Source organism: Bacillus sp. FSL R9-9492 (assembly GCF_038007365.1).
In the GTDB taxonomy this organism is placed as follows: Bacteria; Bacillota; Bacilli; order Bacillales; family Bacillaceae_G; genus Bacillus_A; species Bacillus_A mycoides.
The window spans coordinates 5,333,042-5,359,143 of record NZ_JBBOXC010000001.1 but is presented as its reverse complement, the minus strand read 5'-3'; the positions used below and the strand labels follow the sequence as shown (position 1 = coordinate 5,359,143).

31 protein-coding genes are annotated in these 26,102 nt (G+C 39.1%); 29 read left to right on the top strand and 2 right to left on the bottom strand.

The window, feature by feature from the left end:
• The first annotated feature begins 141 nt into the window (after window positions 1–141).
• The 13 genes from murA (at window position 142) to MKY70_RS27575 (ending at window position 12,035) form a co-directional block, all read left to right on the top strand.
• Window positions 142–1,431, top strand: coding sequence for a UDP-N-acetylglucosamine 1-carboxyvinyltransferase (gene murA, locus MKY70_RS27635; RefSeq protein ID WP_002034893.1), 1,290 nt, complete (start codon window positions 142–144; stop codon window positions 1,429–1,431).
• Window positions 1,432–1,614: 183 nt separating this feature from the next.
• A complete protein-coding gene (gene glpX / locus MKY70_RS27630; RefSeq protein ID WP_002016310.1) occupies window positions 1,615–2,580 on the top strand; it encodes a class II fructose-bisphosphatase in 966 nt (321 codons plus the stop codon).
• Window positions 2,581–3,084: 504 nt separating this feature from the next.
• The gene (gene rho / locus MKY70_RS27625; RefSeq protein ID WP_002016308.1) at window positions 3,085–4,356 is read left to right on the top strand and encodes a transcription termination factor Rho; all 1,272 of its coding nucleotides are present in this window, start codon (window positions 3,085–3,087) and stop codon (window positions 4,354–4,356) included.
• Window positions 4,357–4,801: 445 nt separating this feature from the next.
• Window positions 4,802–5,047, top strand: coding sequence for a type B 50S ribosomal protein L31 (locus MKY70_RS27620; protein ID WP_000643447.1), 246 nt, complete (start codon window positions 4,802–4,804; stop codon window positions 5,045–5,047).
• A gap of 110 nt (window positions 5,048–5,157) precedes the next feature.
• Window positions 5,158–5,742, top strand: a complete 585-nt coding sequence (locus MKY70_RS27615; protein WP_002016305.1) for a thymidine kinase — start codon at window positions 5,158–5,160, stop codon at window positions 5,740–5,742.
• A gap of 475 nt (window positions 5,743–6,217) precedes the next feature.
• Entirely contained in the window at window positions 6,218–7,285 is a 1,068-nt protein-coding gene (prfA, locus tag MKY70_RS27610) for a peptide chain release factor 1 (RefSeq protein WP_002113060.1), read from the top strand.
• Window positions 7,285–8,136 carry a peptide chain release factor N(5)-glutamine methyltransferase gene (prmC, locus tag MKY70_RS27605; protein WP_341026235.1) on the top strand — a complete coding sequence of 284 codons (852 nt, stop codon included), beginning with the start codon at window positions 7,285–7,287 and terminating at the stop codon, window positions 8,134–8,136. Before prfA ends, prmC begins: the two co-directional genes overlap by 1 nt.
• A 244-nt stretch (window positions 8,137–8,380) precedes the next feature.
• Window positions 8,381–9,241 (top strand): stage II sporulation protein R, encoded by an 861-nt coding sequence (gene spoIIR, locus MKY70_RS27600; protein WP_341026233.1) that lies wholly within the window; start codon window positions 8,381–8,383, stop codon window positions 9,239–9,241.
• Window positions 9,242–9,290: 49 nt separating this feature from the next.
• On the top strand, window positions 9,291–9,749 hold the full coding sequence (locus MKY70_RS27595) for a mechanosensitive ion channel protein (RefSeq protein WP_002016300.1): 459 nt from the start codon (window positions 9,291–9,293) through the stop codon (window positions 9,747–9,749).
• A 108-nt stretch (window positions 9,750–9,857) separates the two neighbouring features.
• Window positions 9,858–10,898 (top strand): L-threonylcarbamoyladenylate synthase, encoded by a 1,041-nt coding sequence (locus MKY70_RS27590; protein ID WP_002016299.1) that lies wholly within the window; start codon window positions 9,858–9,860, stop codon window positions 10,896–10,898.
• Between the two features lie 77 nt (window positions 10,899–10,975).
• Window positions 10,976–11,524, top strand: coding sequence for a manganese efflux pump MntP (locus MKY70_RS27585; RefSeq protein WP_002016298.1), 549 nt, complete (start codon window positions 10,976–10,978; stop codon window positions 11,522–11,524).
• 19 nt (window positions 11,525–11,543) lie between these two features.
• Window positions 11,544–11,675 (top strand): hypothetical protein, encoded by a 132-nt coding sequence (locus tag MKY70_RS27580; RefSeq protein WP_341026230.1) that lies wholly within the window; start codon window positions 11,544–11,546, stop codon window positions 11,673–11,675.
• Between the two features lie 81 nt (window positions 11,676–11,756).
• Window positions 11,757–12,035, top strand: a complete 279-nt coding sequence (locus tag MKY70_RS27575) for a DUF3935 domain-containing protein (RefSeq protein ID WP_002130068.1) — start codon at window positions 11,757–11,759, stop codon at window positions 12,033–12,035.
• Window positions 12,036–12,333: 298 nt separating this feature from the next.
• Here the strand turns inward: MKY70_RS27575 and MKY70_RS27570 are convergent, their stop codons facing one another.
• Window positions 12,334–12,945: a flavin reductase family protein gene (locus MKY70_RS27570; protein ID WP_088031720.1), complete on the bottom strand. Its 612-nt coding sequence runs from the start codon at window positions 12,943–12,945 to the stop codon at window positions 12,334–12,336.
• Window positions 12,946–13,106: 161 nt separating this feature from the next.
• A complete protein-coding gene (locus MKY70_RS27565) occupies window positions 13,107–13,493 on the bottom strand; it encodes a DoxX family protein (protein WP_002113051.1) in 387 nt (128 codons plus the stop codon).
• Between the two features lie 387 nt (window positions 13,494–13,880).
• On the opposite strand from MKY70_RS27565, the gene MKY70_RS27560 reads away from it, so the two are divergent.
• The 16 genes from MKY70_RS27560 (at window position 13,881) to atpD (ending at window position 26,082) form a co-directional block, all read left to right on the top strand.
• Complete coding sequence (locus tag MKY70_RS27560; protein ID WP_002016294.1) at window positions 13,881–14,378, top strand: PTS sugar transporter subunit IIA; 498 nt, start codon at window positions 13,881–13,883, stop codon at window positions 14,376–14,378.
• A gap of 313 nt (window positions 14,379–14,691) precedes the next feature.
• Window positions 14,692–15,132, top strand: a complete 441-nt coding sequence (locus MKY70_RS27555; RefSeq protein ID WP_088031721.1) for a low molecular weight protein arginine phosphatase — start codon at window positions 14,692–14,694, stop codon at window positions 15,130–15,132.
• Window positions 15,133–15,228: 96 nt separating this feature from the next.
• Window positions 15,229–15,672: a ribose 5-phosphate isomerase B gene (gene rpiB / locus MKY70_RS27550; RefSeq protein WP_000869917.1), complete on the top strand. Its 444-nt coding sequence runs from the start codon at window positions 15,229–15,231 to the stop codon at window positions 15,670–15,672.
• Between the two features lie 66 nt (window positions 15,673–15,738).
• Window positions 15,739–16,311, top strand: coding sequence for a TIGR01440 family protein (locus tag MKY70_RS27545; protein WP_002130064.1), 573 nt, complete (start codon window positions 15,739–15,741; stop codon window positions 16,309–16,311).
• A 253-nt stretch (window positions 16,312–16,564) separates the two neighbouring features.
• On the top strand, window positions 16,565–17,806 hold the full coding sequence (gene glyA, locus MKY70_RS27540; protein ID WP_002034906.1) for a serine hydroxymethyltransferase: 1,242 nt from the start codon (window positions 16,565–16,567) through the stop codon (window positions 17,804–17,806).
• A gap of 273 nt (window positions 17,807–18,079) precedes the next feature.
• Window positions 18,080–18,709: a uracil phosphoribosyltransferase gene (gene upp, locus MKY70_RS27535; protein WP_002034907.1), complete on the top strand. Its 630-nt coding sequence runs from the start codon at window positions 18,080–18,082 to the stop codon at window positions 18,707–18,709.
• A gap of 375 nt (window positions 18,710–19,084) precedes the next feature.
• A complete protein-coding gene (locus tag MKY70_RS27530; protein ID WP_000232963.1) occupies window positions 19,085–19,198 on the top strand; it encodes a DUF4024 domain-containing protein in 114 nt (37 codons plus the stop codon).
• Window positions 19,199–19,224: 26 nt separating this feature from the next.
• Window positions 19,225–19,449: an AtpZ/AtpI family protein gene (locus MKY70_RS27525; RefSeq protein ID WP_002089742.1), complete on the top strand. Its 225-nt coding sequence runs from the start codon at window positions 19,225–19,227 to the stop codon at window positions 19,447–19,449.
• The gene (locus tag MKY70_RS27520; protein WP_002016288.1) at window positions 19,449–19,841 is read left to right on the top strand and encodes an ATP synthase subunit I; all 393 of its coding nucleotides are present in this window, start codon (window positions 19,449–19,451) and stop codon (window positions 19,839–19,841) included. The genes MKY70_RS27525 and MKY70_RS27520 overlap by 1 nt, the downstream gene beginning before the upstream one ends.
• Before the next feature lie 7 nt (window positions 19,842–19,848).
• Window positions 19,849–20,568, top strand: coding sequence for a F0F1 ATP synthase subunit A (gene atpB, locus MKY70_RS27515; RefSeq protein ID WP_000399874.1), 720 nt, complete (start codon window positions 19,849–19,851; stop codon window positions 20,566–20,568).
• Window positions 20,569–20,624: 56 nt separating this feature from the next.
• Window positions 20,625–20,843 carry a F0F1 ATP synthase subunit C gene (gene atpE / locus MKY70_RS27510; protein ID WP_000052064.1) on the top strand — a complete coding sequence of 73 codons (219 nt, stop codon included), beginning with the start codon at window positions 20,625–20,627 and terminating at the stop codon, window positions 20,841–20,843.
• Window positions 20,844–20,972: 129 nt separating this feature from the next.
• Window positions 20,973–21,479 (top strand): F0F1 ATP synthase subunit B, encoded by a 507-nt coding sequence (atpF, locus tag MKY70_RS27505; RefSeq protein ID WP_002016287.1) that lies wholly within the window; start codon window positions 20,973–20,975, stop codon window positions 21,477–21,479.
• Window positions 21,476–22,018, top strand: a complete 543-nt coding sequence (gene atpH / locus MKY70_RS27500) for a F0F1 ATP synthase subunit delta (RefSeq protein ID WP_002130060.1) — start codon at window positions 21,476–21,478, stop codon at window positions 22,016–22,018. The genes atpF and atpH overlap by 4 nt, the downstream gene beginning before the upstream one ends.
• An 11-nt stretch (window positions 22,019–22,029) precedes the next feature.
• Complete coding sequence (gene atpA / locus MKY70_RS27495; RefSeq protein ID WP_002034911.1) at window positions 22,030–23,538, top strand: F0F1 ATP synthase subunit alpha; 1,509 nt, start codon at window positions 22,030–22,032, stop codon at window positions 23,536–23,538.
• A 204-nt stretch (window positions 23,539–23,742) separates the two neighbouring features.
• Window positions 23,743–24,603, top strand: a complete 861-nt coding sequence (gene atpG / locus MKY70_RS27490; RefSeq protein WP_002034912.1) for a F0F1 ATP synthase subunit gamma — start codon at window positions 23,743–23,745, stop codon at window positions 24,601–24,603.
• A 69-nt stretch (window positions 24,604–24,672) separates the two neighbouring features.
• Window positions 24,673–26,082 carry a F0F1 ATP synthase subunit beta gene (gene atpD / locus MKY70_RS27485; protein ID WP_002034913.1) on the top strand — a complete coding sequence of 470 codons (1,410 nt, stop codon included), beginning with the start codon at window positions 24,673–24,675 and terminating at the stop codon, window positions 26,080–26,082.
• The last annotated feature ends 20 nt before the right edge of the window (window positions 26,083–26,102 follow it).

Sequence of the window (26,102 nt, the reverse complement as noted above, 5' to 3'; positions counted from 1 at the left end):
GTACAGCAGGGGAGCTACAGGTGATGGTTTTCTACTTATTGAGTTTCGGGATGGAAAGAGTGATTGAGATTCTTAAGGGGGAATCTTCTACTTCTTATAAAGAAGTAGAAGATAAATACATTCACAAGAAGGGAGCTCAATATGGAAAAGTTGCTAATTGAAGGCGGAAGAGCTTTAAATGGAACAATTCGTGTGAGTGGTGCAAAGAACAGTGCTGTTGCACTAATTCCAGCGACAATTTTAGCAGATACTCCAGTAACTATTGGCGGTGTTCCTAATATTTCGGACGTGAAAATGTTAGGAGACTTACTAGAGGAAATTGGAGGGAAAGTAACTTATGGGCAGGAAGAAGAGATGGTAGTCGATCCTTCTAACATGGTTGCGATGCCTTTACCAAATGGAAAAGTGAAAAAATTGCGCGCCTCTTATTATTTAATGGGTGCAATGCTTGGCCGTTTTAAAAAAGCTGTTATTGGGCTTCCAGGTGGATGTCATTTAGGGCCACGACCGATTGATCAGCATATTAAAGGGTTTGAAGCGTTAGGGGCATATGTTACAAATGAACAAGGTGCCATTTATTTAAGAGCAGACGAACTACGTGGGGCACGTATTTATTTAGATGTTGTTAGTGTAGGAGCTACGATTAATATTATGCTAGCGGCTGTACGAGCGAAAGGTAGAACTGTTATTGAAAATGCAGCGAAAGAACCAGAGATTATTGATGTAGCTACATTGTTAACGAGTATGGGAGCACGTATTAAAGGTGCTGGTACAGACGTAATCCGAATTGATGGTGTGGATTCACTGCACGGTTGTCACCACACTATTATTCCAGACCGTATTGAAGCTGGTACGTATATGATTTTAGGGGCTGCGTCAGGAGGAGAAGTAACAGTTGATAATGTTATTCCTCAGCATTTAGAATCCGTTACTGCGAAGCTAAGAGAAGCTGGTGTTCAAATTGAAACGAACGATGACCAAATTACAGTGAACGGCAATAGAAGGTTAAAAGTAGTTGATGTAAAAACGCTTGTATATCCAGGGTTTCCAACGGATTTACAACAGCCGTTTACAACGCTTTTAACAAAAGCGCATGGAACAGGAGTTGTAACTGATACAATTTACAGCGCACGTTTCAAGCATATTGATGAATTGCGCCGTATGAACGCGCAAATTAAAGTAGAAGGCCGTTCAGCAATTGTGACTGGACCGGTTTTATTGCAAGGTGCGAAGGTGAAAGCGAGTGACCTCCGAGCTGGTGCGTCCCTTGTTATTGCGGGTTTAATGGCAGATGGCATTACAGAAGTAACGGGACTTGATCATATTGATCGAGGTTACGAAAATATAGTAGACAAGCTTAAAGGGCTTGGTGCAAACATTTGGCGAGAACAAATGACAAAGCAAGAAATTGAAGAAATGAAGAATGCATAAAGTGAAACTTTAATCAGTATGGGGTATCCCACGCCGATTATTAACCCTCACCAATCGGGATAAGGTGGTGATACTTCCGTTAATGGGGAGCGAAGAATCACTACTAACGGAAGTACACTTTATAGAAAAACAAGGTTCACAAAATACGGCAGAAATATAAAGACTTAAAGGAGAGGGATTATCGTGGAAAGAAGTTTATCTATGGAGTTAGTACGTGTAACAGAGGCTGCAGCATTATCATCAGCGCGTTGGATGGGGCGCGGAAAAAAAGATGAGGCAGATGGTGCAGCAACATCAGCTATGCGTGATGTATTTGATACAATTCCGATGAAAGGTACAGTTGTAATTGGCGAAGGTGAAATGGATGAAGCGCCAATGCTATATATCGGAGAAAAATTGGGTACAGGATATGGACCACGCGTAGACGTTGCAGTTGATCCTTTAGAAGGGACAAATATCGTAGCGGCTGGCGGCTGGAATGCGCTTGCTGTTATTGCAATTGCAGATCACGGCAATTTGTTACATGCTCCTGACATGTACATGGATAAAATAGCGGTTGGTCCAGAAGCAGTTGGTGCAGTTGATATTGACGCACCTATTATCGACAACTTACGTGCAGTTGCGAAAGCGAAAAATAAAGATATCGAAGATGTTGTAGCGACAGTTTTAAACCGTCCACGTCATCAAGCAATTATCGAAGAAATTCGTAAAGCTGGTGCTCGTATTAAATTAATTAACGATGGAGATGTAGCTGGAGCAATCAATACAGCATTTGACCGTACTGGTGTAGATATTCTATTCGGTTCTGGTGGAGCACCTGAAGGTGTATTAGCTGCGGTCGCATTAAAATGCTTAGGTGGAGAAATTCACGGGAAGCTCTTACCTCAAAACGAAGCTGAACTAGCTCGTTGTAAAAGAATGGGTATTGAAGATATCAATCGTATCCTTCGTATGGAAGACTTAGTAAAAGGTGACGATGCAATCTTTGCAGCAACAGGTGTAACAGACGGAGAACTATTACGAGGCGTTCAATTTAAAGGTAGCGTCGGAACAACACAATCCCTTGTTATGCGTGCAAAATCAGGCACAGTACGCTTCGTAGACGGCCGCCATAGCTTAAATAAAAAACCGAATTTGGTTATTAAATAAAAAGCGTAAGCGGCTCATTTAGAATCGCAGGGCATTGGAACTCTCGACCTTGAAGCGTTTTTTGCTTCGAGTGAGAGAGTGAAATGACCGGAGATTCTAGCCGCTGGAACTGGATTAAATAAAAAGCGTAAGCGGCTCGTTCAGAATGGGAGGGGGATGGAGCTCCTGACGAAGAGGCGCTTTTTGCCTCGCAGGAAGAAGCGAAACCACCGACCATTCTAGCTGCTGAAGCTGGCTTAAATAAAAGCAGAAATGCCTTATCTATTCTGCCTTAAAATCAGGTGAGTAGAAAAAAAGAAAGAAATATGAAAAGGCGAAGACAAATTTTCTTGTCTTCGCTTCTTGTATTTGTGTTTCAACGTATTGATTAAAACTAGATAAAAGGGTTACAATAGTGAATATTATCCTACTTGAACTTATTGCCTTTCATTATTATTTATTTGCCTTCCGTATTTTTCCCTTTACCCATGTGAAAAGAGAATAAAGTTAAAGTGTGGTGTCTGAATGAATTTGTCAATTGCAGCATTAGAAAACATGAAATTAAAAGAGTTATACGAGCTTGCGAAGGAATTTAAGATTTCGTATTACAGCAAGTTAACGAAAAAAGAGCTAATCTTCTCTATCTTAAAAGCTCGAGCAGAAAAAGAAGGTTTCTTTTTCATGGAAGGCGTATTAGAAATTATTCAATCAGAAGGATTTGGATTCTTACGTCCTATCAATTATTCTCCAAGCTCAGAAGATATTTATATCTCGGCTTCGCAAATTCGTCGTTTCGATTTACGTAATGGAGATAAGGTTTCTGGTAAAGTACGACCTCCGAAAGAAAATGAGCGCTATTTTGGATTGCTACAAGTTGAAGCTGTAAATGGAGATGATCCAGACTCAGCAAAAGAGCGTGTACATTTCCCTGCATTAACACCGTTATACCCAGATCGCCAAATGAAATTGGAGACGGAAACGAAAAAGTTACCGACACGCATCATGGATTTAATCGCACCAGTTGGATTTGGACAACGTGGTTTAATTGTTGCGCCTCCAAAGGCTGGTAAAACAAGTCTGTTAAAAGAAATTGCACACAGTGTCACAACAAATCATCCGGAAGCAGAATTAATTGTACTTTTAATTGATGAGCGTCCAGAGGAAGTAACAGATATTGAACGTTCTGTTAAAGGTGATGTTGTAAGTTCTACTTTTGATGAAGTGCCAGAGAATCATATTAAAGTAGCGGAGCTTGTATTAGAGCGTGCAATGCGTCTTGTAGAACATAAAAGGGACGTTGTCATTTTAATGGATAGTATTACCCGTTTAGCGCGTGCTTACAACCTTGTTATTCCGCCAAGTGGTAGAACCTTATCGGGTGGTATTGATCCTGCTGCTTTTCATAGACCGAAGCGTTTCTTTGGGGCTGCGCGTAATATCGAAGAGGGCGGTAGCCTAACGATTTTAGCAACAGCGCTTGTTGATACAGGGTCTCGTATGGATGATGTAATTTACGAGGAGTTTAAAGGAACTGGAAATATGGAACTTCACTTAGATCGCTCATTAGCTGAGCGCCGTATCTTCCCAGCGATTGATATTCGTCGCTCTGGTACGCGTAAAGAAGACCTATTAATTCCGAAAGAACATTTAGACAAGCTGTGGGGTATTCGTAAAACAATGCGTGATACACCAGACTTTGTTGAAGGCTTCTTACGTAAACTTCGTCAAACAAAGACAAATGAAGAATTTTTACAAAACATTGTTGCAGACTCAAAAAGGTATGTAACCACTAAGTAAGGGAAAAGATGGGGACTCGCTTATTTCGTAGTAAGCGAGTTTTTTATGTTTTTAAGGGAATATTAGAGAGAGTAATATATGGAAAAAATTGTTTTTTAAGATGGAAATCGTATTTGGATTGAGAGCTTGAAGTGCCCTACGATTCTGGGCGAGCCGCTTGCGCTTTAAGGGGTATCTAGTTCCATCTCCAGCGGCTAGAATGGTCGGTGGCTTCGCTTCTTCCTACGAGGCAAAAAGCGCCTCTACGTCAGAAGCTCCATCCCCCTCTCATTTTGAACGAGCCGCCTCCACTTTTAATTTTAAAAAGACAAAAACAGGTAGTTGCAAAATGGAGTTAGCCTTGTTATAATTTCATCATATGTGTTTCATCAATATAGTTGTGTAAGCAGCTGAAGATGAAAAACTCTGTTTCGAAAATGATTCAGGGCGGAAGGAGATGAAAAGAATGAAAGCAGGAATCCATCCAAATTACAATAAAGTTGTATTTATGGACACGAACACTGGCTTCAAATTCTTAAGCGGGTCTACAAAAGGCTCTAGCGAAACTGTTGAGTGGGAAGATGGTAACACTTATCCATTACTAAAAATTGAGATCAGTTCTGATTCTCACCCATTCTACACTGGACGTCAGAAGTTTGCTACTGCAGACGGACGTGTTGACCGCTTCAATAAGAAATACGGCATCAAGTAATAAAGAACATAAAACAGGCAAGTGTATGTATTCGCTTGTCTGTTTTTTTTGTGAAAATATTAAACCTTTACCCTACTTTGGATTAGGAAAGTAGATGAAAGGAGAGCTCAATGTACTTAATGAATCAAAATGGTTGGATTGAAGTGATTTGCGGGAGTATGTTTTCTGGGAAATCAGAAGAGCTCATCCGCCGTATACGCCGTACACAATTTGCGAAACAACATGCGATTGTATTTAAACCATGTATTGATAATCGTTATAGTGAAGAAGATGTTGTATCACATAATGGATTAAAGGTTAAAGCAGTTCCTGTTTCAGCTTCAAAAGATATATTTAACCATGTAACAGAAGAAATGGATGTTATTGCAATCGATGAGGTACAATTTTTTGATGGGGACATTGTGGAAGTGGTGCAAGTATTGGCAAATCGTGGCTATCGTGTCATTGTAGCTGGATTAGACCAAGATTTCCGTGGTCTACCATTTGGACAAGTTCCTCAGCTGATGGCGATTGCTGAACATGTAACTAAATTGCAGGCAGTTTGTTCTGAATGTGGATCTCCTGCAAGTCGTACGCAACGTTTAATCGATGGAGAACCAGCGGCATTTGATGATCCAATTATTTTAGTTGGGGCTTCAGAATCGTATGAACCACGTTGTCGTCATTGTCATGCAGTACCTACAAAACAAAGATAAGTGAAACTCGCTATGTAGAGCGGGTTTTTTTCGAAAATAGATGAAGATTGGTGGCAAGCTCTTCGTGTCTAAGAACCGCCGCTACTCAAGGTGAAAAGCACCTTTTGTGCGAGAGAACCTTAGCCAGTCAGAGCTTAGCGAGCCGCTTGCGCTTTAAATATTATCTAGCTCCAGCGGCTAGAATGGTCGGTGGTTTCGCTTCTTCCTGCGAGGCAAAGAGCGCCTCTCTGTCAGAAGCTCCAACCTCCTCCCATTCTGAGCGAGCCGCTTGCGCTTTAAATATTATCTAGCTCCAGCGGCTAGAATCTCCGGCCATTTCACTCTCTCGCTCGAAGCAAAAAGCGCTTCAAGGTCGAGAGTTCCAATGTCCTGCGATCCTGAGCAAGCCGCTTACGCTTTTAAATATAATTTGCGTTTTTTTGATTAAGTACCATATACTATTTGTATTAGATACTAGGATGTAGAGGTGAATGGTGTGTTAGATCGTTTGCAAGCTGTAGAAGATCGTTATGAGAAGTTGAATGAATTGTTAAGTGACCCAGAGGTTATTAGTGATACAAATAAGCTTCGTGAGTATTCAAAAGAGCAATCTGATATTCAGGACACGGTAGAGGTGTACCGTGAGTATAAAGATGTTCGTGAGCAATTACGAGATGCAAAAGCAATGTTAGAAGATAAGTTAGACGCTGATATGCGTGATATGGTAAAAGAAGAGGTTTCTGAATTAGAAGGACAAGAGAAAACATTATCAGAACGTCTGAAGATTTTACTTGTTCCAAAAGACCCTAATGATGATAAAAACGTTATCGTTGAGGTTCGTGGCGCTGCTGGTGGTGACGAGGCAGCTTTATTTGCTGGTGATTTATATCGTATGTATAGCCGTTATGCTGAGGTGCAAGGTTGGAAAACTGAAATTATCGAAGCGAGCTATACAGAGTTAGGTGGATATAAAGAGATTATCTTTATGATTAACGGTAAAGGTGCTTTCGCGAAGCTGAAATTCGAGAATGGTGCTCACCGTGTACAACGTGTTCCTGAAACGGAATCTGGCGGACGTATTCATACATCTACAGCAACTGTAGCTGTACTACCAGAGGCAGAAGAAGTAGAAATTAATATTCATGAAAAAGATGTTCGTGTTGATACGTTTGCTTCTAGTGGTCCTGGTGGACAAAGCGTTAATACAACGATGTCAGCGGTACGTTTAACGCATTTACCGACTGGTGTAGTTGTATCTTGTCAGGATGAGAAATCACAAATTAAGAATAAAGAAAAAGCGATGAAAGTATTACGCGCACGTGTTTATGATAAATTTAGACAAGAAGCGCAAGCTGAGTATGATCAAAACCGTAAACAAGCTGTTGGTACCGGAGATCGTTCAGAGCGTATTCGTACGTATAACTTCCCGCAAAACCGTGTTACAGACCATCGAATCGGTTTAACGATTCAAAAGCTAGATCAAATCCTACAAGGTAAGTTAGATGATTTCATCAATGCCTTAGTGATGGAAGATCAGGCGCAAAAGATGGAGGCAGCTGAGTAATGCGTGTCTATGAAGCCCTGAAATGGGCTTCTTCTTTTTTACAGGAAAATGGACGAGATGAAAATGCGGGAGAAATCGTCCTTTGTCATGTATTAAAGACGAACAGAACCGGAATGCTCATGAATATGCGTGAAGAAATAACTGCGGAACAAGAGAAAAGTTTTGCACAATTTATCCACAAGCACGTAGAAGGTACTCCGATCCAATATATGCTCGGTTATGAAATGTTTTATGGCCGAGCATTCTTTGTAAATGAAGAGGTATTGATACCAAGACCGGAAACAGAGGAACTTATAGTTGGGGTGCTAGAGAGAATTGAGCGCCATTTCGGTAATGAGGAGCTTCACATAGCGGATATTGGAACAGGTAGTGGAGCGATTTCTATTACGCTCGCTTTAGAAAATAAAAATCTTCATGTGTATACAGTAGATATCGTGCAGGAGTCGATTGAAGTTGCAAAAGAAAATGCAAAAACTTTAGGGGCGGATGTAACTTTCTATCACGGCGATTTACTGTCTCCGTTTTATGAAACAGGTCAGAAGTTAGATGTTGTTGTTTCCAATCCACCGTACATACCAGAGGAAGATTGGCGTGGTCTTTCTACTGTTGTGAAGGAGCATGAGCCGAAGCGTGCGCTTGTTGGTGGGGAAGATGGACTAGATTTCTATCGTCGTTTTATGGAGGAATTGCCGAATGTATTACAGAACAAGGCGATTGTGGCGTTTGAAATTGGTGTAGGGCAAGGTGAAGATGTGAAAGCATTATTACAGCAAACTTTCCCGCGCGCTCAAGTTGAAGTTGTATTTGATATTAATGGAAAAGATCGCATGGTATTTGCAGAGATGGAGTAAGGCATAAGCCTTACTCTATTTTTTGTATGAAAAATTCGTAACTACTCAGCCATACATTTTATTTAGAATTTTGGTAAGGGGGATTATTTCAGCGAAAATACGCACCTTATTACCTATACATAGCCAGTTCCTCTCGCCAATTAAAAAAATGCTTTTCTATCGGTTTTTTATATAGATTTTGAATTTAATAGTTTAGAAAGATGAAAGTCTGTCCACACTGTTTCTAGAGGGGACGGTGGAGGAAATGAAAAAACAAGTTATTGCTTATTTTCTTTTATTATTAATTGGTGCACAGTTACTTGTGCAGTTTGGATATATGAAAGCTGATGCAAAAGGGCCTACTGTTATTCCGAAAGAGGCCGTTCGATTACGTATTTTAGCTAATAGTGATTCCGATAAAGATCAGGCGTTAAAGCGTAAAGTACGCGATGAAGTAAAAGTGCAAATTGATGGATGGGTAGCGGATTTAACGTCATTTGAAGAAGCTCGAAAAGTAATTCAAAATCATATTCCTGAAATTGAAAAGACAGTGGCAAATACACTGAAAAGAGAAGGAAGTAAAGAGGCGTTTCAAGTGAAATTCGGTAAGAATGTGAAATTTCCTACAAAGGTATATGGGAATTTTATTTATCCAGCAGGAGAATATGAAGCGGTACTTATTACAATTGGAAAAGGTGAAGGTGCAAACTGGTGGTGTGTATTATTTCCACCGATGTGTTTCTTAGATTTTTCAAGTGGTACAGCTGTAAGGAAAGAAGAACATGTTGTGAAAGCTGAATCTCCTGAAGAGGAGCAGGTGAGACAATTAGATGAGGAAGTAGTGGATGTACCGGAGAAGAAAGAGGATAAGGTGAAAGAAAAGAAAGTAGTAAAGCCGGAAAAAGCTGAAAAAGTAACAGCACAGGAAAAGAAAGTAGTAAAACACGAAACACAAGTAGAAGAACAGCCTGTAAAAAAAGTAGAAACAAAAACTGTGGAAAAAGTGGAGAAACCTGTGGAGCAAAAACAAGAAAAGCAAAATGAGTATGTAACAGTAGATGAGGAAGAGAAACCAGAGGTTAAATTATTTATCGTCGAAGCTTTTACATCTTTATTCTCTAAATAGTGCTATTAATAAATCCTTCCTCATATATATCAATGAGGAGGGATTTATTATGAAGAACGTGTATTTTGCTACGAAAGCAGATGTAGAAAGATTACATTCTTTTTTCGGACAAGCTAATAAAAAAGATGATAAAATAAATGAGTTGTACGCACAATTTATGATCTTGGAAGAGGCGGGAGAAATACGAGCGGTAATTGGATATGAACAAAGTGGAGAAAATGCACTTATCCGTTCTTGTTTATTCACACCTAATGTGGATAAACAGACTTTCTTATATTTTTTCGAGATGTTTTTGCAGTATATGAAAGAAAAAGATATTCGACAATTGTACTTACTCACAAATCATCCACAATCTGTGACCATCTTTCAGTTTTTTAACTTTGTCATTATAGAGAAAGAGGAAGTGCCAGAGGAAATTCGACAGTTAGAACACTTTTGTAAAAATATAAAAGAGCTAAATGCAATAATACTAAATTGTCAGCTATTCACAAAGTTATCCACGGATTAACAAGGTTTATCCACATTTTGTGGATAAACCTTGTTTGTCTTTTGGATAAATCTCATAGTAAACTAAAAATAGACAAGTATTTCATGGTAGAAAAGGACGTGGGAAAAAATGCATACAAATATGTGGGTTGTGGATAATGTTGTGGAAAGAAAAAAATATTATCCACAATTAAAAGAAGCAGCGAGATTATTAAGAGAAAATGAAGCGGTGGCCTTCCCAACGGAAACGGTATATGGGTTAGGAGCAAACGCAATGGATGATGAAGCGATAGCGAAAATTTTTGAAGCGAAAGGGAGACCGAGCGATAATCCACTGATTGTCCACATAGGAACAAAATCTCAGTTAGATGGTATCGTAAGAGAAATTCCGCCGGTTGCAGAAAAGTTAATGGAGCATTTTTGGCCAGGACCATTAACAATCATTTTACCGAGAAAAAAAGGGATTTCAGAGAGGGTTACGGCAGGACTTAATACAGTCGGAGTGAGGATGCCGGATCATCCAGTAGCGCTCGCCCTTATTGAAGAGGCAAACGTGCCTGTTGCGGCACCGAGTGCGAATCGTTCAGGACGCCCAAGTCCAACGTTAGCTTCTCATGTGTATGAAGATTTAAATGGGAAAATTGCTGGTATTGTTGATGGCGGGGCAACAGGAGTAGGCGTTGAATCAACTGTAATTGATTGTACGAGCGAGGTTCCGACGATTTTACGTCCAGGTGGGATTACGAAGGAGCAATTAGAGGCCGTGATAGGAAATGTTTCTTTAGATCCAGCTTTAAAGGATGAGAAAGAAAAACCAAAATCACCTGGAATGAAATATACACATTATGCACCGAAAGCGCCACTTAGTATTGTTGAAGGGTCCCGTGAGTTTATTCAACGTATTGTGGATGAGAAAAAGAAAGAAGGGTTTAAAGTAGGTGTATTAACGACAGAAGAGTATCAGCATGTGTATAGTGCAGATGTTGTATTGTCTTGTGGTGTGCGAAGCGATTTAGCCAGCGTTGCGACTAAGTTATATGATGTGCTTAGAACGTTTGATGCAAGTGAAGTAGATGTTATTTTTAGTGAATCATTCCCGAATGAAGGCATAGGAAATGCAATTATGAATCGTTTAACAAAAGCTGCGGGACATCAGATTATTATTGAATGATAATGTACCTTTAGCAAACAGAATATTTCTCCTCGGATAAGCATATTGTGAAGTAGCACGTCCGAGGGGGGATATGAATGACACTTGAACAATTAATACCTTTAATAATTATGGCATTTGCCCTGGGGATGGATGCATTTTCAGTGAGCCTCGGTATGGGGATGGTAACATTAAAGTTAAGACAAATCCTTTATATAGGTATGACGATTGGGATATTTCATATTATTATGCCATTTATCGGAATGGTACTAGGACGTTTTCTATCAGAGAGGTATGGGGATGTCGCAAATTTTGCAGGAGCTATTTTATTAATTGGGCTAGGGTTCTATATCGTATATTCGTCTATTTTAGAAGGGGAAGAGACTAGAACTGCTCCAATTGGAATTAGTTTATTTGTATTTGCATTTGGTGTCAGTATAGATAGTTTTTCAGTAGGTCTTAGTCTTGGAATTTACGGAGCAGAGACAATTATTACGATATTATTGTTCGGACTAATAAGTATGTTACTGGCTTGGATGGGTTTATTGCTTGGTAGCCATGCCAAAAATATACTTGGCACATACGGTGAAATAGTAGGTGGTATTATTCTTGTTGGGTTTGGATTGTATCTCCTTTTTCCTATATAATTTTATGTAGGAGGGAATTATGAACAAGCTATTGGAATGGTATGTTAAGTTTTTAACCTTCTTTCCTCGATGGCTAAGAAGACTTATAATATTGGGTGTTATTTTGCAAATTTCGATGTTAGGTTGGATTAAGTTAATTCGTGAATGGTGAGATAGTTCCTTTCTGTGCATAGTTTCGTTTGTACTATATTGATCACACTAAAAAATTACAAATATAGAAAGGATGAGATGAATGACGAGATTGAAGCAAGTTTTTGGTATTATTATTAGTTTTTTTGTTTTTTGGTTCAGTATGCTCGGTGTACAAATGTTTGCTGAGTTTTTAGATATTGAGTCATTGAAGTTTGTTGCAGGAAAATCGGAGGCGGCGCGTACTTTTTATTCTCCGTACCCGTTTTTAATTGTTTTCCTTATTACGTTACTTTCCTTATATTTCTTTGTAATAAAGCTTAGTAGATCTAAAAAAGAGAAATTCCCGGCATTAGAGGAGAAGAACGAAGAATTACGATAAAAAATCCCCCGCTTTCAGCGGGGGGTTATGTTTGAGTGATGAAGCTGGAGCTTTTCGGTGGTATCCAGCTTCACCTCCCAGGCCCTTGAGTCTAAGAACCTTCCCCACGAGAAGATAAAAAGCATCTTCTGTGAGGAAGAACCTTAGCCACCGGGCCTGGGCAGTCGGTTCCGCTTTTAAATGTATCCAGCTCCAGCGGCTAGAATGGTCGGTGGCTTCGCGCCTTCCTGCGAGGCAAAAAGCGCCTCTACGTCAGGAGCTCCATCCCCCTCTCATTCTGAGCGAGCCGCTTCCGCCTTTAAATGGGCCTCACTAATTCAAATTGTTCTCCTAGTTTTGCGTAGTTGTGTCCTGCTAGGCGGCTTATTGGTTTTAGTTCTTCGGCGTGAATTCGACCGTTTTCGTATAAGTGTTCAGCGACGTGAAAGCGAACGACGCGGCCGATTAGTAGGTCACAAGCTGGCGAGTCTTCGGTTCCGCCGAGTGGGATAGCACGTTCTAATATGCACTCCATTCGAATGTTTGCTTCTTTAACCCCTGGTACTGAAATGACATCACTGTCAATCGGTGTTAGTTTTGCTAATTCGATTTCACTTTCATTAGGAGGTAGGTTCGCTGCTGTTTCGTTGATCGCTTCTACGTAAGATTCATCAGAAATATGTACGACAAATTCCCCTTTTTCTATTGCGTTTCTGGAAGTGTCTTTCGGTTTTCCTTCTTTGCGTTGTACTGAAACTGAGATAAGTGGTGGATTGGCAGCGACGATATTGAAATAACTATATGGCGCACCGTTCAATATGCCATCTTTAGTTACAGAAGTAACGAATGCAACAGGACGTGGAATGATACTTCCTGTTAGTAATTTGTAATTATCTTTTTCGGTTTGTTCGTTTGGATTAATGGATAACATGTTGTAATCCCCTTTCTAAATATGAATACTTATTGTTTGTTTACAAGATATCAATGGGAATCTCCTGCTGAAAATAATATTTTTTTGATGATGTGAAAAAGAGATTACCTCAATTTGAAGTAATCTCTTTTTTGGTAAATATCTCGAAATAGAGATAAATATTAAAGTAAAACGTATGCGCCAGGACCGATTAAAGCTACACCAACTGCAACGGCGATTAAAATTAAATTATATTCAAATCCGTCTTGTGTTACCCAGTAACCATTTTTTCCGTGAACAGTGAAGATTGCCATTAACATTGTTCCAACGATAAATAATGAACCAATTACAGTGAAAATACCTGCTGCAAATAAGAAACCACCTAATAATTCAGTTGCGCCAGCCATAAATGCCATGAATACACCAGGGCGTAACCCGATTGATTCCATCCAGCCACCTGTTCCTTTTAAGCCATAACCGCCGAACCAACCGAATAATTTTTGAGCGCCATGACCCATGAATGTAATACCTATAATAAGACGAATAATAAGAAGACCGATATCCATCATTTAAAAAAACCTCCTAAAAGTTATTAACTTATCTTATGTAAGTAATAATAAAATAGTTACTTACTTTAGTCAAGTGGATTTTGAAAAAAGTTTGAAATTAATTTTACAAATTAACAACAAAAAATAAAATGTAGTAAAGACCTCTAGACAAGTAAGTGAAAAAAAGAGAAAATATAAGTAGAAGTTAACTTCTTATTGTTATTCAGACAATCAGAATTGACTGGAATTTTGTGAGGCGCTACAATAAGAGTCTAGTAGTAATGACATGATTTATTTCGAAAGCGTTTTTACAGTATAACATTCGAAGTATGAAGTCTTACGTGTATTTCGATCTTGAATAGAGATTGCCCTATAAACTTTTAGGTAAATTATAAGGAGGACTATCCTATGTTTAAAAAATTATTCGGTTTTGGTTCAAAAACAAATGAAGAAACAATCGTAGCTCCATTAACTGGAGCAGTGAAAAATATTGAAGAAGTACCAGATCCAGTATTCGCTGGTCGTATGATGGGTGACGGTGTTGCGATCGATCCTACTGAAGGTGTAGTTGTATCTCCAGTTGATGGTGAAATCGTACAATTATTCCACACGAAACATGCTATTGGAATTAAAGCGAAAAACGGTACAGAAATTTTAATCCACGTTGGATTAGAAACTGTAAAAATGGAAGGTGAAGGTTTCGAAGCTCACGTTTCTGAAGGACAAGCTGTAAAAGCTGGAGATAAATTAATCTCATTTGACTTAGAATTAATTCGTGAAAAAGCGAAAAGCACAATTACTCCAATCGTTATTACAAACACAGATGCAGCTGAGTCTATTAAGACAACTGTAGGTGTAACAGCTACAAAAGGTTCAACAGAAGTAATGAAAGTTACAATGAAATAATTATTTGATAGAAGGAATCCGTTTCATATGAAATGGATTCCTTATTTTGTTTCGTAGTGTGTTCGTTATGTATGGTAAAATACTTTGGGCACTTGGAAATAGGGTTTCATATATGTGGATAAGGCGCATTTTTCTTAGAAAAAATATAAGAGAAATGCGCCTTTCGTATATTCACATTTCTTTTGTTCTATTCTAATGTACGCTATGATAAAGTGAAGGCTAATAATCAGCGGAGGGTGTTCATCCCCCGCTGATTATTAGCCTTCACCAATCGGGATAAATGTAGGAAACAGAAAAAAAGGGGTGGGTTTAGATGAAACGGGTGTTATTTGTTTGCACTGGAAATACATGCCGTAGTCCGATGGCTGAGGCTTTGCTTCGTCATTATGGAGAAGGTAAATTTGAAGTGCAATCTGCTGGTGTCTTCGCCTATCCTGGAAGCGATGTGTCGATACATGCAAAGGAAGCTTTAGCTGAAAAAGGAATTGTAATCGATCATGCCGCGCAGCAGGTAAACGATACTTTGGTTGATTGGGCGGATATTGTAGTAACAATGACGGAAAACCATAAGCAAATTGTACTTGGGTATTATCCGAGCGTGGAAAAGAAATTGGATACATTATATGGATTAACTAAGGGTGTAAGTAAGGATATTTCAGATCCATTTGGCGGATCGCTTTCTATTTATAAAGAAACGTTAGAGGAGATGGAAAAACTTGTACAAACTTTACTGAAAAAACATTCAGAAGGTTGATGTTTCGTGTATAATACGATATTGGAGATCACTTTGTTCCATTAAGGTAGCGAGTGTGAAATGAAGATAATTGATTGAAACTTCGGAGGGGTAAAAATGAAAGTAGTAGTAGCATCTGATCACGGCGGTATGAATATCCGTAAAGAACTTGTAAGTTTATTAGAAGAGTTAAATATTGAATATATTGATTTAGGTTGTGAATGTGAAGCTGGTTCTGTTGATTACCCTGATTTTGCGTTTCCAGCAGCAGAAATGGTCGCGAATGGTGAAGTGGATCGTGGTATTTTAGTTTGCGGGACAGGCATTGGTATGTCAATCGCAGCAAACAAAGTAAATGGTATTCGTTGTGCATTAGTTCATGATACTTTCAGTGCGAAAGCGACGAGAGAGCATAATGACACTAACATGTTAGCGATGGGCGAGCGTGTAATTGGAGCTGGTCTAGCGCGTGATATCGCGAAAATTTGGCTAACAACTGACTATGAAGGTGGCCGTCACGAAAACCGAGTAGGAAAAATTAAAACGTACGAAACAAAGTAATAGATTCTAACTATAAGTAGTATGAAATATAATTTGGTGAACCAACCTGTGAAAGGAAGAGGCGTAATGACAGAAATCGTAAAGGTAAGAGAACAGCTACAAATGTCGCTTTCTGATTTCCAAGAACAAGCCACGCTGCAAAGTGGTCAAATTTTTGTAGTGGGGTGTAGCACGAGCGAAGTGCTAGGTGAAAGAATTGGAACATCAGGAACGATGGAAGTGGCAGAGGCGATTTTTTCTGAGTTAAAACAATTTCAAGAGAGAACAGGTATTGAATTGGCGTTTCAATGTTGTGAGCATTTAAATCGTGCTTTAGTAGTTGAGAGAGATGTAGCGATGAAATATCAATTTGAAATTGTAACAGTTACGCCTGTTAGATCAGCAGGTGGTGCATTAGCGACGTATGCGTATCACAATTTTAAAGATCCGGTAGTAATTGAGTTTATTAAAGCAGATGCAGGAATGGATATCGGCGATACATTTATCGGTATGCATTTAAAGCATGTAGCTGTACCGGTTCGTACAAGTGTGAAGGAAATAGGAAGTGCGCATGTAACGATGGCGAAAACACGTGGGAAACTAATAGGTGGAGCACGTGCCGTTTATGCGGCAAATGAAGAAGCTATTCCTTGCCGTTAAACATGAAAAATTATAAAGTCTTATAACAGCTGTATATCGAAAGGTAAAAGGTATGTAGTCTGACCTTATAATAGAAGAAAGAAAAGACCAATTTTGGTCTTTTTTTTTCTTTTATGATATAGAAAGTCATGTTAGAATGTAGTTGAAAACATGAAGGTTCGAAAGAATTACAACCTGAATTTTCGTTTTTTCTGAATAAATGAGAAAAAACTATTGGGAATTGATGTAATTCGTTCAGAAAAGGGGGATTTTGGTGAATCATTTAAAACGTCAAGATGAAAAGGTATTTGCTGCAATTGAGGCAGAACTAGGAAGACAGCGTTCAAAGATCGAGTTAATTGCTTCGGAAAACTTCGTAAGTGAAGCAGTAATGGAGGCGCAAGGTTCTGTTCTAACGAATAAGTATGCTGAAGGATATCCTGGAAAACGTTACTATGGTGGTTGTGAACACGTAGACGTAGTAGAAGATATCGCACGTGATCGCGCGAAAGAAATTTTTGGCGCAGAGCATGTAAATGTTCAACCACATTCTGGTGCACAAGCGAACATGGCAGTATACTTCACGATTTTAGAGCAAGGCGATACAGTACTTGGCATGAATTTATCTCATGGTGGTCACTTAACACACGGAAGCCCTGTTAACTTCAGTGGAGTACAATATAATTTCGTAGAATATGGCGTGGATGCTGAATCTCACCGTATTAATTACGATGATGTATTAGCAAAAGCGAAAGAACATAAACCAAAATTAATCGTTGCAGGTGCAAGTGCATATCCTCGTGTTATCGATTTCAAACGATTCCGTGAGATTGCAGATGAAGTGGGCGCGTACTTAATGGTTGATATGGCACATATCGCCGGTTTAGTAGCAGCTGGTTTACATCCAAATCCAGTACCACATGCACATTTTGTTACAACAACAACACATAAAACATTACGTGGCCCACGTGGCGGTATGATTTTATGTGAAGAGCAATTTGCAAAACAAATTGATAAATCAATCTTCCCTGGTATTCAAGGTGGCCCACTTATGCATGTAATTGCTGCAAAAGCTGTTGCATTTGGTGAGACACTACAAGATGAGTTTAAAACATATGCACAAAATATCATTAATAATGCGAATCGTTTAGCTGAAGGCCTTCAAAAGGAAGGACTTACACTTGTTTCTGGTGGAACAGACAATCATTTAATCTTAATTGATGTTCGTAACTTGGAAATTACAGGTAAAGTAGCAGAGCACGTATTAGATGAAGTTGGTATTACAGTGAATAAAAATACGATTCCATTTGAAACAGCAAGTCCATTTGTAACAAGCGGTGTACGTATCGGTACAGCGGCGGTAACATCACGTGATTTCGGTTTAGAAGAAATGGATGAGATTGCAGCAATTATTGCTCATACATTAAAAAATCATGAGAATGAAGCTGAACTAGAAGAAGCGCGCAAACGTGTAGAAGCGTTAACGAGCAAATTCCCAATGTATACAAATCTATAATAGATTAAAAAAGACTGCTGAAACGTAATTGTTTTAGTAGTCTTTTTTTGTGGACATATATTGTTTTTAAAGTATGTATACAAATGATGAATAAATTTTGGCGATATAATGAAGGATACAGCTCCCATAATTGGTAAAGATACTAGATAGATTCATCGTAAAATCATGATTTTACCAAATTTGCCCTTGAATATTAGTAGCGTTTTCTTTACAATCGTAAATAGTGTAAAGAAGCGTGTAAACGCATGAATATCATCTAAAGGAGAGATTCACATGGGAAAACTGTATGTATTTGATCACCCGTTAATTCAACATAAGATTACATATATTCGCGATAAGAATACAGGTACGAAAGATTTTCGTGAATTAGTGGACGAAGTAGCAAGCTTAATGGCTTTCGAGATTACTCGTGACCTTCCACTTGAAGACATTGAAATTGAAACACCTGTAAGCAAAGCGACAACAAAAGTGATCGCTGGTAAAAAACTTGGTTTAATTCCGATTTTACGTGCAGGTTTAGGAATGGTTGATGGAATTCTGAAATTAATTCCAGCAGCAAAAGTAGGACACGTTGGTTTATACCGTGACCCTGAAACATTGCAACCGGTAGAATACTATGTGAAACTTCCAACGGATGTAGAAGAGCGTGACTTTATCGTACTAGATCCGATGCTAGCAACAGGTGGTTCTGCGGCTGAAGCAATTAATTCTCTGAAAAAGCGCGGTGCAAAGCAAATTAAATTAATGTGTATCGTAGCTGCTCCAGAAGGAGTAAAAGTAGTGCAGGAAGAGCATCCTGATGTTGATATTTATGTAGCGGCATTAGATGAGAAGTTAAATGACCATGGTTATGTAGTTCCAGGTCTTGGTGATGCTGGTGACCGTTTATTCGGAACGAAGTAAGACAACAGACGAGAGGGGGATTCCCCGCTCGTTTTTTTTTCGCCCTCAGCGCACGGGGGAGGGGGAGATAAATATACAGGGTATATACAACATAAGTTATATACACATCACATATAATATAGAAGTCTTACGTCTCGGGGACACTATATTATGGAAGGAAAGCGCTATATCTTAAAAATATAATAGTGACAAACTTGTGAACATTTTCTTCTATTATAAAGAGAAAACTGTTAGAAATTGCATATCTCTAACCAGTATTTAGAAGGGGAACGTTTTCATTTTTGGGAGGAAATGCCTAATACTCAAATTTTTTGATTTTTTACGATTTCTCGTTGACACTATTAATACCCTATTGTATGCTAACAACGGGGATAGATGGTAGGGCTTTCAGTGACAAAAATGCATCTATTCCGTGACGAAAATGTAAACTTTTTATTTTGTATAGAATTTATGCAGAAAAATGAGTTATTATTAACACATCGTGAATGAGGGTTACATATTGGAGGGATGAATCCTTGCAAAAAAACGATCGCAGCCATATAAAAGCGTATGCTTTAATGTCAGGAATACTTGCTCAGTTAGTTGGTTCTATTCTTATCGGAATCTTTGGTGGGCAATGGATTGATAATAAGGTTGGAACGTTTCCGTTGTTTCTTATTATAGGGTTATTACTCGGGTTAGGAACAGGGGTATACGCAATGATTCGACTCATTCAACATTACTATTCGGGAGAGCAATGATGATAGACGTACATGGACTTGTCCAACGACAAAAGAAATATATGTACTACTTGCTTGCGCTTCTAGTGCTAGGATGGGGAATTACCTCTTACAAGGATGTATTTCTTGGGCTGATTATCGGAACGATTTTCAGTTTTCTTAGTTTGCGCATCATTGCACGTAGAACAGACAAGCTATTAGATCGCGTAACAAATGGAGAAAACGTGAAGTTTAAGGCGACAGCGGTAAGTACATATTCAAGATTCGCCACGATTGGGTTATTAATTTTATTTGCAGCCAAATATCAAGAGTTAATTGCGATGTGGGGCTTAGGTGTAGGATTGCTGACAGGATACCTTGTCATGATCATAGATTTTCTTTATTTAGAGTATACGAGCAGGGAAGAGAGGTGAATTACTAGTGGAACACGGTAAATTAGTTGAATTTCTAGGTTTAACGTTCGATTTGTCATCAGTTATGATGGTTACTGTAGCAGCAGTTATTGTTTTCTTAATCGCTGTTATCGGAACTCGCAGCTTAGCGCTTCGCCCAACCGGGATGCAAAATTTCATGGAATGGGTGTTTGACTTCGTGAAAGGGATTATCAATAGTACGATGGATTGGAAAACAGGTGGACGTTTCTTAACGCTTGGCGTTACGCTTATCATGTTTATCATCGTATCGAACTTCCTTGGTTTACCATTCATGTATTCAACAGTTGAGGCTGGCGAACATATTGCATGGTGGAGATCACCAACGTCTGATCCAGCAGTTGCATTAACATTAGCCGTGATGGTAGTTACCCTCACCCATTATTATGGAATTAAGATGAAGGGTACGAAAGAATATGTTAAAGGTTATTTCCAACCTATGAAATTCTTATTCCCATTAAAGGTTATTGAGGAGTTTGCTAACACATTAACGTTAGGTCTTCGTTTATTTGGTAACATTTACGCAGGTGAAATCTTATTAGGATTACTTGCTAAGTTAGGCGGGGCATCATTCTTAGGAGCATTAGGTGCACTTGTACCGATGTTAGCATGGATGGGATTCAGCGTATTCGTTGGTTCAATCCAGTCATTTATTTTCGTAATGTTAACGATGGTTTATATGGCCCATAAAGTAAGCCATGACCATTAATATAATTTAAGTAAGAAAAAATTTATTTTTTTATAATACAAAGGAGGACAAATTAAATGAGTTTAGGTGTAATCGCAGCTGCAATTGCAATTGGTTTATCAGCATTAGGTGCAGGTATTGGTAACGGTCTTATCGTATCACGTACAATCGAAGGTGTTGCTCGTCAACCAGAATTAAAAGGCGCACTTCAAACAATTATGTTCATCGGGGTTGCATTAGTTGAGGCACTTCCAATTATCGGTGTAGTTATTGCTTTCATCGTAATGAACAAATAAGGGAGACTCCCCTTACATAGATGGCGAAGAGTGTTTTTCCGAACTTTCTTCGCCATTGCTTTATGAACGAAACGTATGTCTTTTTTTTTCATATGATCAATTTAGATATTTTGAAGGGAGTGAATCCTTGTGCCAACTTTATTATTAGGGGCTTCCATTCCATTTGGAACGATTGCTTATACATTGTTCATTTTCTTACTTCTATTAGTAATGCTACGCAAATTCGCGTGGGGTCCTTTAATGGGAATTATGAAAGAACGTGAAGAGCATGTTACTAATGAAATCGACGCTGCAGAAAGAAGTAATGCTGAAGCGAAGAAATTAGTAGAAGAACAACGTGAAATGTTAAAACAATCGCGTGTTGAAGCACAAGAGTTAATCGAAAGAGCGAAGAAACAAGCTGTAGATCAAAAGGATGTTATTGTTGCTGCTGCGAAAGAAGAAGCAGAATCAATTAAAACATCTGCTGTACAAGAAATTCAACGCGAAAAAGAGCAAGCGATTGCTGCTTTACAAGAACAAGTTGCTTCTTTATCTGTTCATATTGCTTCTAAAGTAATTGAAAAAGAATTAAAAGAAGAAGATCAAGTGAAGTTAATTCGCGATTATATTAAAGAAGTAGGAGAAGCGCGATGAGCAATGGGATTGTAGCAAAACGTTATGCTGTCGCTCTTTTCAAAATTGCAAAAGAAAAACACGTATTAGAAATGTTTGAAGAGGAATTACGCCTTGTACAAAACGTTTTTACAAAGAACGGAGAACTACATAGCTTTTTAACGCAACCGAACATTTCAAAAGAGCAGAAGAAAACGTTTCTTGCAAACGTATTCGCATCTGTTTCTGAATCTATTTTAAATACGTTATATATTTTAATTGATAACAAGCGTATTGATATCCTACCTGAAATTGCAAATGAATATGTTGTTCTTGCTAATGAAGAACGTAATGTAGCGGATGCAACTGTATATTCTATTCGTCTTCTATCGGAAGAAGAAAAACTTAACATTGCAGAAGCATTTGCAAAAAAAACAGGAAAAGATGCAATTCGCGTGAAAAATGTTGTGGATGAAGATTTACTAGGCGGCATTAAAGTACGTATAGGAAATCGCATTTACGACGGAAGCTTACAAGGAAAATTAGCACGTATTCAGCGTGAATTAATGAAGAATAGATAGGGGTGAAGCACATGAGCATCAGAGCTGAAGAAATTAGCGCACTGATAAAGCAACAAATCGAGAACTATCAGTCTGAAATCGAAGTTAGTGATGTTGGTACAGTTATCCAAGTCGGTGACGGTATTGCGCGTGCTCATGGTCTTGATAACGTTATGGCTGGTGAACTTGTAGAGTTCTCTAACGGCGTTATGGGACTAGCACAAAACTTAGAGGAAAACAACGTAGGTATCATTATTTTAGGACCTTACACAGAAATCCGTGAAGGTGACGAAGTTCGTCGTACTGGTCGCATCATGCAAGTACCAGTAGGAAAAGAACTAATCGGTCGTGTTGTAAACCCATTAGGTCAACCAGTTGATGGTTTAGGCCCAATCAATACAACAAACACTCGTCCAATCGAAAGTCCAGCACCAGGTGTAATGGATCGTAAATCTGTTCATGAACCACTTCAAACAGGTATTAAAGCGATCGATGCTCTTGTACCAATTGGCCGTGGTCAACGTGAGTTAATCATCGGTGACCGCCAAACAGGTAAAACAGCAGTTGCACTTGATACAATCATTAACCAAAAAGATGAAGATATGATTTGTATCTATGTAGCTATAGGACAAAAAGAATCAACAGTACGTAACGTAGTAGAAACACTACGTAAGCACGGTGCATTAGATTACACAATCGTTGTAACTGCATCAGCTTCTCAACCAGCTCCATTATTATACCTAGCTGCTTATGCTGGTGTAACAATGGGTGAAGAGTTCATGTACAATGGTAAACACGTATTAGTAGTATATGATGACTTATCAAAACAAGCAGCGGCTTACCGTGAGCTTTCATTACTATTACGTCGTCCTCCAGGTCGTGAAGCATATCCAGGGGATGTATTCTACTTACATTCTCGTTTATTAGAGCGTGCAGCAAAATTAAGTGATGCAAGAGGCGGCGGTTCTTTAACTGCACTACCTTTCATCGAAACACAAGCAGGGGACGTATCAGCTTACATCCCAACAAACGTAATTTCGATTACGGATGGACAAATCTTCTTACAATCTGACCTATTCTTCTCTGGCGTACGTCCAGCGATCGATGCGGGTACTTCTGTATCTCGTGTTGGTGGATCTGCTCAGATTAAAGCAATGAGTAAAGTATCAGGTACACTTCGTCTTGACCTTGCATCTTACCGTGAGTTAGAAGCGTTCGCTCAGTTCGGTTCTGACCTTGATAAAGCAACACAAGCGAAATTAAACCGTGGTGCTCGTACAGTTGAGGTATTAAAACAAGGATTACACAAACCATTGCGTGTAGAGAAACAAGTTATCATTCTTTACGCTTTAACACGTGGATTCCTAGATGATATCCCAGTAGCAGATATCACTCGTTTCGAAGAAGAATTCCATGCTTGGTTAGATTCAAATGCAACTGACTTATTAGAAGAAATCCGCACAACTAAGAAACTTGCGGATGACGACAAGTTTGCAGCAGCAATTAACGGATTTAAAAAAGTATTCGTAGCTTCTGAATAATAATAAAAAGTGAAGCCGACTGTGGCTTAGCTAGATCATATAAAGGCATCTCAGCTTTTGAGATTGCTGACGGTTATGTAAAGGAAAAGAGTAGGTGCACCTATTCTTTTCCTTCAATCATGAGCAAGAATATCTTGCAACGTAGATTAGAAAGAGGATTCTTACTAATCGTGCCAACTTCCGGAAAAAAGGTGGTGAAAACCTGTGGCATCTTTACGCGATATAAAAGCGAAGATTACCTCGACAAAGAAAACGAGTCAAATTACGAAAGCGATGGAGATGGTATCTGCATCTAAGTTAAACCGTGCAGAGCAAAATGCTAAATCTTTCGTTCCGTATATGGAAAAGATTCAAGAAGTAGTAGCGAGCATTGCGCAAGGAAGTAAAGGAATTAATCATCCAATGCTAAATGCGCGTCCTGTAAAGCGTACAGGATACATCGTTATTACATCTGATCGCGGACTAGCAGGTGGTTATAACAGTAACGTATTACGTACAGTAAGTAACGTAGTTCGTGAACGTCATAATATGGATTCAAACCAATATTCAATTATTGTGCTTGGACGACTAGGACGTGATTATTTAAAACGTCGCGGCTTTAACATCATTGATGAAGTAGTTGGATTATCTGACCACCCATCATTTACTGATATTAAAGATCTTGCTTCTCGAGCAATTGCGATGTTCGCAGACGGTGCTTATGATGAGCTGTACATTTACTACAACCATTATGTAAGTAAAATTTCACAAGAAGTAACGGAAAATAAAATTTTACCGCTTACGGATGTGGCGTCTAATAAACCGACGACAGCTTATGAATTCGAACCTTCTGAAGAAGAAATTTTAAAAGTATTATTGCCACAATACGCAGAAAGCTTAGTGTACGGTGCATTACTAGACGGTAAAGCAAGTGAGCACGCGGCGCGTATGACAGCAATGAAGAGTGCTACAGACAACGCAATGGAAGTTATCGATTCACTTACACTTTCATTCAACCGTGCGCGTCAAGCAGCGATTACGCAAGAAATTACGGAAATCGTTGGTGGAGCAGCAGCGTTAGAATAGTAATAAAAAATTAAAAGCCGACTTCTCTTAGAAAGCTGGCTAATTAAAAGAAAGCTAGGAGGGAACCCGATGAATAAAGGGCGCGTTACGCAAATCATGGGTCCGGTTGTAGACGTTAAGTTTGATGGCGGAAAGCTACCAGCAATCTACAACGCCCTTACGGTAAAACAAAGCAATGAAAACGGAGCAAGCATCAACTTAACATTTGAAGTTGCACTTCATTTAGGTGATGACACAGTTCGTACAGTTGCGATGTCTTCCACAGATGGACTTGTTCGTGGCACAGAAGTAGAAGATACTGGTAAAGCAATCTCTGTACCAGTTGGTGATGTAACACTTGGTCGCGTATTCAACGTATTAGGTGATGCAATTGACTTAGATGGTGATGTTCCTGCGGATGTACGTCGTGATCCAATTCACCGTCAAGCACCTGCATTCGAAGAACTATCTACAAGAATAGAAATTCTTGAAACTGGTATTAAAGTAGTAGATTTACTTGCTCCTTACATTAAGGGTGGTAAGATCGGTCTATTCGGTGGTGCCGGTGTAGGTAAAACGGTATTAATTCAGGAATTAATTAACAACATCGCACAAGAGCACGGTGGTATCTCTGTATTCGCTGGTGTAGGTGAGCGTACTCGTGAGGGTAATGACTTATACCACGAAATGAGCGATTCTGGCGTAATTAAGAAAACTGCGATGGTATTTGGACAAATGAACGAGCCACCTGGAGCACGTCAACGTGTTGCATTAACAGGTTTAACAATGGCTGAACATTTCCGTGATGAGCAAGGACAAGACGTACTATTGTTCATCGATAACATCTTCCGTTTCACGCAAGCAGGTTCTGAAGTATCTGCCCTTCTTGGTCGTATGCCATCTGCGGTAGGTTACCAACCAACACTTGCAACAGAAATGGGTCAATTACAAGAGCGTATTACATCTACAAATAAAGGGTCTATCACGTCTATCCAAGCGGTATACGTACCAGCCGATGACTATACTGACCCAGCACCAGCTACAACGTTCGCTCACTTAGATGCAACAACAAACTTAGAGCGTCGTTTAACACAAATGGGTATTTACCCAGCCGTAGATCCATTAGCATCTACGTCTCGTGCACTTTCTCCAGAAATCGTAGGAGAAGAGCATTATGAAGTAGCTCGTCAAGTACAGCAAACTTTACAGCGTTATAAAGAGCTTCAAGATATCATCGCTATCTTAGGTATGGATGAGTTATCTGAAGAAGATAAGTTAGTTGTGCATCGTGCTCGTCGTATTCAATTCTTCTTATCTCAAAACTTCCACGTAGCTGAGCAGTTCACAGGTCAAAAAGGTTCTTACGTACCTGTGAAAAATACAGTTAGTGGCTTCAAAGAAATTCTAGAAGGAAAATATGATGACCTTCCAGAAGATGCATTCCGTCTTGTTGGTAGCATTGAAGAAGTTATTGAAAACGCGAAGAAAATGATGGCGTAAGGCCTTAGGAGGGACGAATT

What these genes read in the sequence shown, in the direction of transcription:
- murA (WP_002034893.1), top strand. Translation starts at nt 142, where the DNA reads ATGGAAAAGTTGCTAATTGAAGGCGGAAGAGCTTTAAATGGAACAATT.
- rho (WP_002016308.1), top strand. Translation starts at nt 3,085, where the DNA reads ATGAATTTGTCAATTGCAGCATTAGAAAACATGAAATTAAAAGAGTTA.
- MKY70_RS27620 (WP_000643447.1), top strand. Translation starts at nt 4,802, where the DNA reads ATGAAAGCAGGAATCCATCCAAATTACAATAAAGTTGTATTTATGGAC.
- MKY70_RS27615 (WP_002016305.1), top strand. Translation starts at nt 5,158, where the DNA reads ATGTACTTAATGAATCAAAATGGTTGGATTGAAGTGATTTGCGGGAGT.
- prmC (WP_341026235.1), top strand. Translation starts at nt 7,285, where the DNA reads ATGCGTGTCTATGAAGCCCTGAAATGGGCTTCTTCTTTTTTACAGGAA.
- spoIIR (WP_341026233.1), top strand. Translation starts at nt 8,381, where the DNA reads ATGAAAAAACAAGTTATTGCTTATTTTCTTTTATTATTAATTGGTGCA.
- MKY70_RS27595 (WP_002016300.1), top strand. Translation starts at nt 9,291, where the DNA reads ATGAAGAACGTGTATTTTGCTACGAAAGCAGATGTAGAAAGATTACAT.
- MKY70_RS27590 (WP_002016299.1), top strand. Translation starts at nt 9,858, where the DNA reads ATGCATACAAATATGTGGGTTGTGGATAATGTTGTGGAAAGAAAAAAA.
- MKY70_RS27585 (WP_002016298.1), top strand. Translation starts at nt 10,976, where the DNA reads ATGACACTTGAACAATTAATACCTTTAATAATTATGGCATTTGCCCTG.
- MKY70_RS27580 (WP_341026230.1), top strand. Translation starts at nt 11,544, where the DNA reads ATGAACAAGCTATTGGAATGGTATGTTAAGTTTTTAACCTTCTTTCCT.
- MKY70_RS27575 (WP_002130068.1), top strand. Translation starts at nt 11,757, where the DNA reads ATGACGAGATTGAAGCAAGTTTTTGGTATTATTATTAGTTTTTTTGTT.
- MKY70_RS27570 (WP_088031720.1), bottom strand. Translation starts at nt 12,945, where the DNA reads ATGTTATCCATTAATCCAAACGAACAAACCGAAAAAGATAATTACAAA.
- MKY70_RS27565 (WP_002113051.1), bottom strand. Translation starts at nt 13,493, where the DNA reads ATGATGGATATCGGTCTTCTTATTATTCGTCTTATTATAGGTATTACA.
- MKY70_RS27560 (WP_002016294.1), top strand. Translation starts at nt 13,881, where the DNA reads ATGTTTAAAAAATTATTCGGTTTTGGTTCAAAAACAAATGAAGAAACA.
- MKY70_RS27555 (WP_088031721.1), top strand. Translation starts at nt 14,692, where the DNA reads ATGAAACGGGTGTTATTTGTTTGCACTGGAAATACATGCCGTAGTCCG.
- rpiB (WP_000869917.1), top strand. Translation starts at nt 15,229, where the DNA reads ATGAAAGTAGTAGTAGCATCTGATCACGGCGGTATGAATATCCGTAAA.
- MKY70_RS27545 (WP_002130064.1), top strand. Translation starts at nt 15,739, where the DNA reads ATGACAGAAATCGTAAAGGTAAGAGAACAGCTACAAATGTCGCTTTCT.
- upp (WP_002034907.1), top strand. Translation starts at nt 18,080, where the DNA reads ATGGGAAAACTGTATGTATTTGATCACCCGTTAATTCAACATAAGATT.
- MKY70_RS27530 (WP_000232963.1), top strand. Translation starts at nt 19,085, where the DNA reads ATGGTAGGGCTTTCAGTGACAAAAATGCATCTATTCCGTGACGAAAAT.
- MKY70_RS27520 (WP_002016288.1), top strand. Translation starts at nt 19,449, where the DNA reads ATGATAGACGTACATGGACTTGTCCAACGACAAAAGAAATATATGTAC.
- atpE (WP_000052064.1), top strand. Translation starts at nt 20,625, where the DNA reads ATGAGTTTAGGTGTAATCGCAGCTGCAATTGCAATTGGTTTATCAGCA.
- atpH (WP_002130060.1), top strand. Translation starts at nt 21,476, where the DNA reads ATGAGCAATGGGATTGTAGCAAAACGTTATGCTGTCGCTCTTTTCAAA.
- atpA (WP_002034911.1), top strand. Translation starts at nt 22,030, where the DNA reads ATGAGCATCAGAGCTGAAGAAATTAGCGCACTGATAAAGCAACAAATC.
- atpD (WP_002034913.1), top strand. Translation starts at nt 24,673, where the DNA reads ATGAATAAAGGGCGCGTTACGCAAATCATGGGTCCGGTTGTAGACGTT.